The 10,051-nt window shown below is 69.5% G+C and carries 10 protein-coding genes; all 10 read right to left on the bottom strand.

Features of this window, described 5'->3' with window-relative positions; translation table 11 throughout:
• Positions 1 to 12: 12 nt before the first annotated feature.
• The 10 genes from ASE87_RS16320 to ASE87_RS07130 all read right to left on the bottom strand — a co-directional run bounded on the left by ASE87_RS16320 (position 13) and on the right by ASE87_RS07130 (position 9,965).
• Positions 13 to 435 (bottom strand): regulatory protein RecX, encoded by a 423-nt coding sequence (locus tag ASE87_RS16320; protein ID WP_162235869.1) that lies wholly within the window; start codon positions 433 to 435, stop codon positions 13 to 15.
• 386 nt (positions 436 to 821) lie between these two features.
• Positions 822 to 1,883: a recombinase RecA gene (gene recA, locus ASE87_RS07170; RefSeq protein WP_043596683.1), complete on the bottom strand. Its 1,062-nt coding sequence runs from the start codon at positions 1,881 to 1,883 to the stop codon at positions 822 to 824.
• A gap of 294 nt (positions 1,884 to 2,177) precedes the next feature.
• Complete coding sequence (locus ASE87_RS07165; RefSeq protein WP_043596682.1) at positions 2,178 to 2,402, bottom strand: DUF3046 domain-containing protein; 225 nt, start codon at positions 2,400 to 2,402, stop codon at positions 2,178 to 2,180.
• Between the two features lie 70 nt (positions 2,403 to 2,472).
• The gene (locus tag ASE87_RS07160) at positions 2,473 to 2,781 is read right to left on the bottom strand and encodes a helix-turn-helix domain-containing protein (protein ID WP_043596680.1); all 309 of its coding nucleotides are present in this window, start codon (positions 2,779 to 2,781) and stop codon (positions 2,473 to 2,475) included.
• Positions 2,782 to 2,930: 149 nt separating this feature from the next.
• On the bottom strand, positions 2,931 to 3,422 hold the full coding sequence (locus ASE87_RS07155; protein ID WP_056227118.1) for a CinA family protein: 492 nt from the start codon (positions 3,420 to 3,422) through the stop codon (positions 2,931 to 2,933).
• A complete protein-coding gene (pgsA, locus tag ASE87_RS07150) occupies positions 3,419 to 4,069 on the bottom strand; it encodes a CDP-diacylglycerol--glycerol-3-phosphate 3-phosphatidyltransferase (protein WP_052505405.1) in 651 nt (216 codons plus the stop codon). Before pgsA ends, ASE87_RS07155 begins: the two co-directional genes overlap by 4 nt.
• A 3-nt stretch (positions 4,070 to 4,072) precedes the next feature.
• Complete coding sequence (locus ASE87_RS07145) at positions 4,073 to 6,913, bottom strand: DNA translocase FtsK (RefSeq protein WP_056227116.1); 2,841 nt, start codon at positions 6,911 to 6,913, stop codon at positions 4,073 to 4,075.
• A 54-nt stretch (positions 6,914 to 6,967) separates the two neighbouring features.
• Complete coding sequence (locus ASE87_RS07140) at positions 6,968 to 8,185, bottom strand: ABC transporter permease (protein WP_056227113.1); 1,218 nt, start codon at positions 8,183 to 8,185, stop codon at positions 6,968 to 6,970.
• The gene (locus ASE87_RS07135; protein ID WP_082452454.1) at positions 8,182 to 8,943 is read right to left on the bottom strand and encodes an ABC transporter ATP-binding protein; all 762 of its coding nucleotides are present in this window, start codon (positions 8,941 to 8,943) and stop codon (positions 8,182 to 8,184) included. Before ASE87_RS07135 ends, ASE87_RS07140 begins: the two co-directional genes overlap by 4 nt.
• A complete protein-coding gene (locus tag ASE87_RS07130; RefSeq protein ID WP_056227111.1) occupies positions 8,943 to 9,965 on the bottom strand; it encodes an efflux RND transporter periplasmic adaptor subunit in 1,023 nt (340 codons plus the stop codon). The genes ASE87_RS07135 and ASE87_RS07130 overlap by 1 nt, the downstream gene beginning before the upstream one ends.
• Positions 9,966 to 10,051: the final 86 nt, after the last annotated feature.

Below are 10,051 nucleotides of genomic sequence, written 5' to 3'. Positions count from 1 at the left end.
CCCCCGAGCCGATCACTCGAAGCGGACGCCGCCCCGACCGCTGCCACCCCGGGGCAGGGCCTTCTCGATGGCACGGCGTACGACCTCGGAGCGGTAGCCGCGGCGCATCAGATACCCGTTCAGGCGACGCTCGGCCGTCTCGCGGTCGAGCCCGCGCAATGAACCGGCCCGTTTGCGAGCCCATTCGTCGGCACGTTCTTGCTCTTCGTCGTCGTCCGTGTCGGACAGGGCCTCGTCGATGATCGACGCGTCGATGCCGCGGGCGCGGAGTTCGGACGTGACAGCCCCGCGGCCCAGCCCCTTGCGCTCTTGCTTCGACCGGACCAGGGTCGCGGCGAGTTCGCTATCGTCGAGGAGACCCACCCGCTCGAGACGAGCGATCTCGTCGGCGACGACCGATTCGTCGAGGTCGCGAGAGCGGAGCAGCTTCTCCATCTCGAACGAGGACACACCACGGCGCGAGAGGGCATGCAGACTGACGTTCTCCGCCCGTCGCTGTTGCGCTTCTCGGTCCTCCGGCCCACCGTCGGACTCATCGTCGAACCCGGTCGCCTTGGGACGCCCGGCCGCGCCCGCCCGAGAACCTCGGGCAGACGGGTGGTCGGCCTCCGAAGCCAGCGGGGACGCGTCGCCCACCCAGTGGGCGCTGATGGCCGTCAGGACGGCTTCGGTACCGTGAGACGAGCCATCCGGGGCCGCAGTATCCACCCTCGCGTCGGACGACGGCGATCCGGTCGAAGCACCGAAGAGGGGCGTGACCGGCGCGAGCCGCCTGCTGTCGTCAGTCGGACCCGCCCCTGCGGCGTCGTCGTCGCGCGACGTCATGCGCCCTTTCGAGCGGCGATCTTCGCCTCGATCGATTCGACGGGTGCCTCGACGGGCTTGGCACCGCCGACTCCGAGCTTGGCGAGGATCTTCTGCTCGATCTCTTGAGCGATGGCTGCGTTCTTGATGAGGAAGTTCCGCGAGTTCTCTTTGCCCTGACCGAGCTGGTCGCCGTCGTACGTGTACCAGGCACCCGACTTGCGGACGATGCCGTGCTCGACACCGAAGTCGATGAGGCTGCCCTCACGCGAGATGCCCACACCGTAGAGGATGTCGAACTCGGCCTGCTTGAAGGGCGGCGCCATCTTGTTCTTGACGACCTTGACGCGAGTGCGGTTGCCGACCGCGTCGGTACCGTCTTTCAGGGTCTCGATGCGGCGGATGTCGAGACGCACGGACGCGTAGAACTTGAGCGCCTTTCCGCCGGCCGTCGTCTCAGGGCTACCGAAGAAGACACCGATCTTCTCGCGCAGCTGGTTGATGAAGATCATCGTGGTGCCGGTCTGGCTGAGCCCACCGGTCAACTTGCGCAACGCCTGAGACATGAGGCGAGCCTGCAGACCGACGTGTGAATCGCCCATCTCGCCCTCGATCTCGGCACGCGGTACGAGGGCTGCGACCGAGTCGATGACGACGAGGTCGATCGACCCCGAACGGACCAGCATGTCGGCGATCTCGAGCGCCTGCTCGCCGGTGTCGGGCTGCGACACCAGCAGGGCGTCGATGTCGACGCCGAGTTTCTTGGCGTACTCGGGGTCGAGGGCGTGCTCGGCGTCGATGAAGGCGGCGATGCCGCCGTTGCGCTGCGCGTTGGCGATGGCATGCAGGGTCAGGGTCGTCTTACCCGACGACTCGGGACCGTAGATCTCGACGATGCGGCCACGGGGGATGCCACCGATGCCGAGAGCGACGTCGAGAGCGATCGAGCCGGTCGGGATCACCGCCACGGGAGCACGCTCGTCGCTGCCGAGGCGCATGACGGCGCCCTTGCCGAACTGTCGGTCGATCTGGGCGAGAGCCGTCTCGAGGGCCTTTTCGCGGTTTTCGGCTGAGGGCATGTCTTTCTCCTTCGTGGTGGTCGTCCGTGCGCCTGTAGGCTGTCGCGTCGACGTCGACCGGTGGTGCAGGGTCGTCGTCGCTACGACAAGGCTGGTGTCGCCGGCAGGTGCCGGTGACGCGGGACGTCGATGCGAGAAACGCTACGGGCCACCCCCGACATCGCGGTGGCGGTGACTGCCCGACGTGCAGAACTCGATCGTCGACGTCCTTGTGGAGGACGCTACCACCCGTCCGAACACGTGTTCGACCCATCGCCTCCGGCGTGTCGAACACACGCCCGAGCGAGCAGCGGCTCAGCTCGTCGGCTCGGGCAGCCCGACACCGTACCGACGGGACTCCGGGACGCCCTCGGCCTCGCAGAGTGCGAGCCACACGTCGCGGGGCGATTCCCCCTGCGCGATCGCCTGGTCGGCGGTCCTGTCACCGAGCGACTGGATGACGAGATCCCGGGTGACCACCCGACCGTAGGCTTCTCCGAACTCGTCCTCGACGGCCCGGGCGAACTCGCTCTTGCGCATCAGACGAGGGTACCCCGCACGACGAACGCCCCCGGCGCGAGCCGGGGGCGTTCGTGGCGATGACGGAAGGTCAGCGGACCGCGAGGTCGGAGTCGAACTCGGCGACGAGGTCGTCCGGAAGGGTGTCGGGGATCGGGTTGAGCCCCTCGATGACGGCCATGCGGTCACCGACCTCGCGCATGATGACCGAGATGGGCGTCTCGAGGGCGTCCGCGACGGAAGCAAGGATCTCTGAACTCGCTTCTTTCTGGCCCCGCTCGACCTCGCTCAGGTAGCCGAGGGCGACGCTGGCCTTGCTCGCGACCTGACGGAGCGTGCGACCCTTCTGCAGACGGAAGTCGCGAAGGACGTCGCCGATTTCTTGACGTACCAGGACCATGGGACCCTCCTTCGGGGACGACCCATCTGACGGGATGGTTGCAGATGGGGGACGGCGGATGGTGCTCGGACCGACTGACCACGACTGTAGCCATCGGGGACTGTGCACCTGTTGTGAACTCGAGAGATGTAACGAGACCGAAACGCCGGCTATTCCCTCGTCTCGACCAGCCATCGATCGAGTGCTGTGAGGGATTCGGAGACCGTGGCGTTTCGGATGGCCTGCCGGTCGCCCGCGAGCGTGAGCTCGGCGACGCGGACGTCACCGGGTACCGCCAGACCGACGAAGACCGTTCCCGGTGCGTGTCCGCCCTGGGGGGCGGGGCCGGCGACGCCGGTGGTCGCGAGCCCGATGTCGGCCGGGTGGCCGCCCGTCGTCAGCCGGCCCCGTACCCCGACGGCCATGGACGCGGCCACGTCGGGATGCACCGGCCCGTGTCGTGCGAGCAGTCCTGCATCGACGCCGAGCAGCGTGTGCTTGAGCTCCGTCTGGTAAGCGACCACCCCTCCCAGGACGACGGCCGAGGCCCCGGGCACGGACACGAGCTCGGCGACCAGGGCGCCGCCGGTCAGGGACTCGGCGACGGCGACCGTGAGACCCCTGCTCGTCAACTCGGCCACGAGGTCGGCAGCCGTGGTCACGCGGCGGCCCGCCCGTGCCTCATCGCGACGCGCATGTAGTCCGCCCCGGAGACGAGGGTGGCGACCGTTGCCGCGGTCATCAGCACGCCGTTGACCCAGTGCATGCCTTCGCCGACGACGTTCCAGAGGGGGAAGAGTGCCAGGGTGACCGCGACCGCTTGCAGCACCGTCTTGACCTTGCCGCCGCGGGACGCCGGGATCACACGATCACGCAGCACGGCGAAACGGTAGACGGTGATGCCGACCTCGCGGACGAGGATGAGAGCGGTGACCCACCACGGCAGCTCGCCCAGGATCGTGAGCGAGACGAGCGCTCCGCCGATCAACACCTTGTCGGCTATCGGATCGACGATCTTGCCGAAGTCGGTCACGAGGTCGAGGCCACGGGCCAGCATGCCGTCGAGGCTGTCGGTCAGGATCGCCACGACGAACAACACAGCAGCCCAGACACGGAGCGAACCATCCGCCCCGTCGTCGATCAGCAACCAGGCGATGAACAACGGGGCCATGAGGATGCGGACGACCGTGATGACGTTCGCGATGTTGGCGGTGCTGGCCGGCCCGGGCCCTTTCGAGGCCACCCGTCCGCGGAACGAGAAGGCCGAACGCGGGGCGGGCGGGCGGGCGGCGGCGTCGTCGTGGCTCATGGTCTACTCCCTGCCCGTCAGGTGCCAGGCGTCTTCGCTTCCGGCGTCGTCGTCTTCCGCGTACCCACGGGTCATGGCCTCGACCGGGTCGCCGTCGTAGTCTCCGGCGTCGCCCCGCGAGGCGGAGGCCGAACCCGAGGAGGTGCGACCGGCGCCGGTCTCGGGGGCCGCGTCACCGCCGCGCAGCTTCGCGAGCACGCCGGGGAGCTGCTCGGTCGTGACGAGCACGTCGCGAGCCTTCGACCCTTCGGACGGACCGACGATGTCGCGCGATTCCATGAGGTCCATGAGGCGGCCGGCCTTGGCGAACCCGACGCGCAGCTTGCGCTGGAGCATCGACGTCGAACCGAACTGTGTGCTGACCACGAGCTCGGCCGCCGCGAGGAGCAGCTCGAGATCGTCACCGATGTCACCGTCGATCTCGCGCTTCTCGACCACCGCGGCGACGTCGGGGCGATAGTCGGGACGCGCCTGGCGGGTGACGTGGGCCACGACCTGGGCGATCTCGTTCTCTTGCACCCAGGCGCCCTGGACGCGCATGGCCTTGGAGGCACCCATGGGGAGGAACAGCCCATCGCCCTGACCGATGAGCTTGTCGGCCCCGGGCTGGTCGAGGATCACCCGCGAGTCGGTGACGCTCGAGACGGCGAACGCGAACCGGGAGGGGACGTTCGCCTTGATGAGTCCGGTCACGACGTCGACCGAGGGGCGTTGCGTGGCGAGGACCAGGTGGATTCCGGAGGCACGGGCGAGCTGGGTGATGCGGACGATGCTGTCCTCGACGTCGCGCGGAGCCACCATCATGAGGTCGGCCAGCTCGTCGACGACCACGAGAAGGTAGGGGTACGGCTTGAGCTTGCGCTGACTGCCGGCGGGGAGGACGATCTCGCCGCCGACGACGGCACGGTTGAAGTCGTCGATGTGTCGGAAGCCGAAGCTGGCGAGGTCGTCGTACCTCATGTCCATTTCTTTGACGACCCATTGCAAGGCCTCGGCGGCCTTCTTGGGGTTCGTGATGATGGGCGTGATCAGGTGCGGCACGCCGGCGTAGATCGAGAGCTCGACCCGCTTGGGGTCGATCAGCACCATGCGGACGTCGGTCGGCTTCGCGCGCATCAACAACGAGGTGATCATCGAGTTGATGAAGCTGGACTTGCCCGACCCGGTGGCGCCGGCCACGAGGAGGTGCGGCATCTTGGCCAGGTTGGCCACGACGTAGCCCCCCTCGACGTCTTTGCCGACGCCGATGGTCAGCGGGTGGACGCTCTTGCTCGCCGCTGAGGACCGCAGGACGTCGCCGAGGGCGACGATCTCTTTGTCGGTGTTGGGGATCTCGACGCCGATCGCGCTCTTGCCGGGGATCGGGGACAGGATGCGTACCTCGTTGGAGGCCACCGCGTAGGCGAGGTTCTTGGTCAGGGCGGTGACCCGCTCGACCTTGACGCCGGGGCCGAGTTCGATCTCGTAACGCGTGACGGTCGGACCGCGCTTGAGGCCGGTCACCTTGGCGTCGACGTTGAACTGGTCGAGCACCTGGCTGATGGCGGCCACGATCGCGTCGTTCGCCTCGCTGCGCGCCTTCGCGGGCTCGCCCACCGACAGACTCGAGGCGGCCGGGAGACGATACGGGGCGCTCTCGGCACCGTCGTCGACCTCGTCGAGAGAGGGCGGTGCAGCCTCGTCGGGGTCGACCGCCAGGAAGTCGGCCGCTGCGTCGCTCTCGCCGACGGGCTCGGCCGGAACGACCGGGAGCACCGTGGTCGACGCGGTGGGCTGAACGGACGGGACGTCGAACCCCTGGGCGCGGACGGCGTCCTCTGCCCGATCGAGATCGCCGAGGAGGTCGGCGGAGAAGACGTCGGTCGGAGCCGTCGTCGGCGCGGCGGCCCCTGCCGCACCCGCCGCGGCAGCACTGCCCCCGTCGTCCACGCCCGGCTCGAAGACGGGCTTCTTCCGTCGACGGCGCCCGAGCGTGTCGGTGGAGGAAGACTCGTCCGGTTTCACCAGCGGGGTGTCGTACGCGGGGTCGTCCTCGCGCTGATCCTTGTTCCGCCGCCACCAGGGCAGCGACTCGGACTCGGCCAGGTCGACGAGGTCGGGATCACCGTCGGCCCCGGCTGCCGCCGAGGTCGTCTCACCGAAGAGGTAGGAGTAGAGCTCGCCGAGCCGACGGTGGATGCGGTTCGGCGGGGTCTTGGTGATGATCAGCAGCGAGAACGCCAGCAGGACGACCACCAGAGGGACCGCGACCCATTCGGTGGCGAGGGCCACGAGCCAGGAGGCGACGACCCAGCCCAGCACGCCACCACCCGTGGCGAGGGCGCGGAGCCCTGCTGCGGCTTCGGGCTGCCCGCCGAAGATGTGGCACAGCGCACTGATCGAGACGATCGAGAGGCCGAGTCCGATGCCGATGCGCGTGTTGTCGTGAACGGATGCCGGGTGACGGAAGAGCCAGCCCGCGAAGAGGACCATGATGACCGGCAGGGCGTAGGCGACGCGTCCCACGAGCCCGCCGAACGTGTAGGCGTCGAATCCGATCGCGACGGGGCTGGTCGGGTTCAGCCATTCGACGACCGCCCCGGCGATTGCGAGCAGGACGAGCAGGAAGGGCACGCCGTCCCGTCGCTCGTCTTTCGCCAAGGACTCCTTGCCCAGGAGCCGGAACGCGCCGCCGGTCAGGTGTGCGAGCCCCATCCATGCCGCGACGAACGGCCCCGGACCCTCGCGGACCGGGTCGGGCTGGCGGGGTGCGGGCAGTTTCTTGGTCGCCTTCGTGGCGCCGGAGGTCTGCGACGCTCGCGACGACGAGCGCGCGCGCGCGGTCGACTTGGTGGGCGTGGCCATGGGCTCCAAGGTACCTCTCAGCACCGACAGCGGCCGCAGGTGCTCCGGTGTGTGTCAGTAGCGGATGGCGTCGATCACTTTGACACGGATCGCCACGAGAGCCGGCAGTAGACCGGCCACCGCCCCGATGGCCGTTGCCGATGCCAGGCCGATCAGCGCCGCCTCGACAGGGAACGGGGGGAGATCGCTGACGGCGCCCTGGGCGATGTAACCCTGCACCGTCGGGTTCTCGACGACGAGGACGGCCACCATGACGCCCGCGGCGCCCGCCACGACCGTGCCGACGACGCTCTCGAGCATGACCGAGAAGAAGACCCGGGGAGCCGTGGCCCCGAAGGACCGACGCACGCCGATCTCGCGGATGCGCTGACGGACCGTCACGAGCGCGATGTTGACGAGGCCGAGACCGCCGAGGAGCAACACCAGCACGCCGACCCCCGTGATGATCAGCTTGACGGGACCGAAGGGGTCGGCGTCGCCGCCGGCGGCGTAGTCCTGTCGCGACACGTCGACCTGCACGTCGTCGCCGAGGCTCGCCCCCATGTCGGACGCCACCTGAGCGCTCAGGGCATCGCTGGTCTCGGGCGGCAGCCACATCTCGTACTGCGGGGTCTCGGCGCCGTAGCTCGCCAGGGCGAGGTCGTAGTCGGTGATCGGCAGCAGGTACATCAGCGGGCCGTCGTACTCGGTCGCCGCCGAGACTCCGGTGACGACGAGCGTCGCCGAGTCCGACCCCCGGACCAGCAAGGTCGGATGCGACGACAACGGCGGGGAGCCGAGCTGCCGCCAGAGCACCTCGTTGACGATGACGGGCGGCGCGAGACGTGACGCGTCCCCGTCCGTGAACCACGACCCCTCCGTCATGACGACCCGGTGCATCTCGCCGTAGGGGACGTCGACCGTGACGGCCCCGACCTCGGTCACCCCGTCCGGCAGCTGGACGGCTCGATTGCCGTACACGACGCGGCTGGTCTGCTCGATCCCGTAGCGTGCCGTCGTCGTGGCGAAGGCGTCCGCGATCGCCTCGGTGCTCGGCGACGTGGCGCCGTCGGAATAGGCGTTGACGTAGTAGTTCGCGGGACGGCCACCGAACCGCTCGGCGTTCTCGCGGGAGGACTGCTCGGCGAGCCCGCCGAGGGCGACCACGCCGGTCAGGGCCGCGACGGCGACGGCCACCCCGATCAGGCTGAGCAGCACGCGGAGCTTGTTGACGCGCAGTTCGGCCCAGGCCTCGGCGAAGGCCCCCACCACGTCGGCCACCACACGCCTCACGCGTCGACCTCGTCGCGGGGGGACGACGTCGACGCGACGGGCGACGACGTCGGCGTCGGTGTCCGGAGAGCTCCGTCGGCCGATGCCGAGAGGACACCCTCGTCGAGCTGGTAATGCCTCGAGGCGCGCGCGGCGACCGCGAGATCGTGGGTGATCGTCACCAGGGCCGCCTCGTTCTCGGTCGCGATGCCGTCGAGCAGCGTCATCACCCCCGCGCCCGTCTCGACGTCGAGCGCACCGGTCGGTTCGTCGGCGAGGATGACGCGCGGCCGGCGGACGAGCGAGCGGGCGATCGCCACGCGCTGCTGTTCGCCGCCCGACAGGCGATGGGGCATGGAGTCGGCCCGGTGACCGAGACCCACGCGCTCCAGCATCTCGCCCGCGATGGACCGCCGACGCCAGAACTCGGCACCCGACGAGTAGAGCAACGGGGTCATGACGTTCTCGAGTGCCGTGCGCCCTTGCAGCAGGTTGAACTGCTGGAAGATGAACCCGACCTGGGCGCCCCTCAGCCGATCGCGCCGACCGCGCCGGATCGTGCGCACGTCGACGTCGTCGAACCAGTGCGTCCCCGTGGTGGGCTCGTCGATGAGACCGAGGATGTTGAGCAACGTCGACTTGCCCGACCCCGAACGCCCCACGATGCTGACGTGCTCGCCCGCGTCCACCTCGAGGTCGACGCCCGTCAGGATGTCCAGTGTCCGGTCGTCGGCGAGCGGCACCGTCTTGGTGACCGCCTCGAGCCTGATCAGGGCCATCAGCTGCAGAGGTCCGCGCCCGTGGCGGGGTCGACGCAGTCACCCTGCGGCGCCGCAGCGGCGCCCGGGACGAACTCGAGCACCAGGTCGCCCTCGGCCAGGCCGCCGGTGACCTCGACGATCGTGCCGTCGTTGATGCCGAGCGTGATGTCGCGCTTCTCGGTGGAACCGTCCGCTCCGACGACCGAGACGACGCCCTTGCCCGCCGCGCCCTCCACAGCCGTGAGGGGCACGGTCAGGACGTCCGTGGCGACACCGGCAGGGATGGTCAGCCTGGCGGCGAGTCCGCTGAACACGGTGACGTCGCCCGGCACGACGCAGGAGACGCTCTGGCCCGACGAGTCCCCCGTCGGCGCACCGGCCTCCCCTCCGTCGTCCGGCCCCGCGGACGACGAGGTGCTCCCCCCGACGGTGAGCGCCGTGCACGGGAACGGCGCCGGCCCCCCGGTGATGGCGACGGACCCCTCGGCCGGCCGACTGACCAGACGGTACAGCTGGTCCGCGGCGAGTGATCCCGTCACGTGGAACGTGGGAGGCGCGACCTGCGCGACCGCGTCACCCACGACGACCGTCTGGTCCTTGATCACGGCGACCGACGTGATCGTCCCGGCCACGGGTGACGTGATGACGGCCGTCTTGACGATCGGCTTGCGCTCGGTCACGGTGCCGTCGGCGGCCACGAGGGGCTCTTGCGGCGTCTCGGACCGGAGTGTCGCGAGCCGGTCGCCCGCGGCGACCGCCTGCCCCTTGACGACGTCGACGCCGGTGACCGTGCCCGCGAGCGTCGCGGGCACGGGAGCCGCCGGGTCGGCGACCACGGTCGCGTCGACGGCCACGTCGTTGGTGATCGTGCCGACGGCCACCGCGATCTGCGGCTCGACGAGCTCGCCGGTCGGGACGGCGACGGTGTCGTCACCGGCAGCCGGGGCCGCGAAGAACGCGAGCTTGACGAGTGCCGCCGCGATGGCGACGAAGATCAGGATGCGCAGGATCGGGAAGACCCAGACTTTGGCGATGCGCACGGCTACCCCCGGTCGATGTACTGACGTGTCAGACGTCACCGTAGCGAGGCCAGGCGCGTCACCGCCTCACCCCGGAGGATGATCGG

Source organism: Frigoribacterium sp. Leaf44 (assembly GCF_001421865.1).
Lineage (GTDB): Bacteria > Actinomycetota > Actinomycetes > Actinomycetales > Microbacteriaceae > Frigoribacterium.
Note: the sequence above shows the minus strand (reverse complement) of the source record. Positions and strands in the feature narration are given on the sequence as shown.

Excerpts from the sequence above, each read along its gene's own strand:
- ASE87_RS16320 (WP_162235869.1), bottom strand. The coding sequence starts at position 435 with ATGGAGAAGCTGCTCCGCTCTCGCGACCTCGACGAATCGGTCGTCGCC.
- recA (WP_043596683.1), bottom strand. The coding sequence starts at position 1,883 with ATGCCCTCAGCCGAAAACCGCGAAAAGGCCCTCGAGACGGCTCTCGCC.
- ASE87_RS07165 (WP_043596682.1), bottom strand. The coding sequence starts at position 2,402 with ATGCGCAAGAGCGAGTTCGCCCGGGCCGTCGAGGACGAGTTCGGAGAA.
- ASE87_RS07160 (WP_043596680.1), bottom strand. The coding sequence starts at position 2,781 with ATGGTCCTGGTACGTCAAGAAATCGGCGACGTCCTTCGCGACTTCCGT.
- pgsA (WP_052505405.1), bottom strand. The coding sequence starts at position 4,069 with ATGAGCCACGACGACGCCGCCGCCCGCCCGCCCGCCCCGCGTTCGGCC.
- ASE87_RS07145 (WP_056227116.1), bottom strand. The coding sequence starts at position 6,913 with ATGGCCACGCCCACCAAGTCGACCGCGCGCGCGCGCTCGTCGTCGCGA.
- ASE87_RS07135 (WP_082452454.1), bottom strand. The coding sequence starts at position 8,943 with ATGGCCCTGATCAGGCTCGAGGCGGTCACCAAGACGGTGCCGCTCGCC.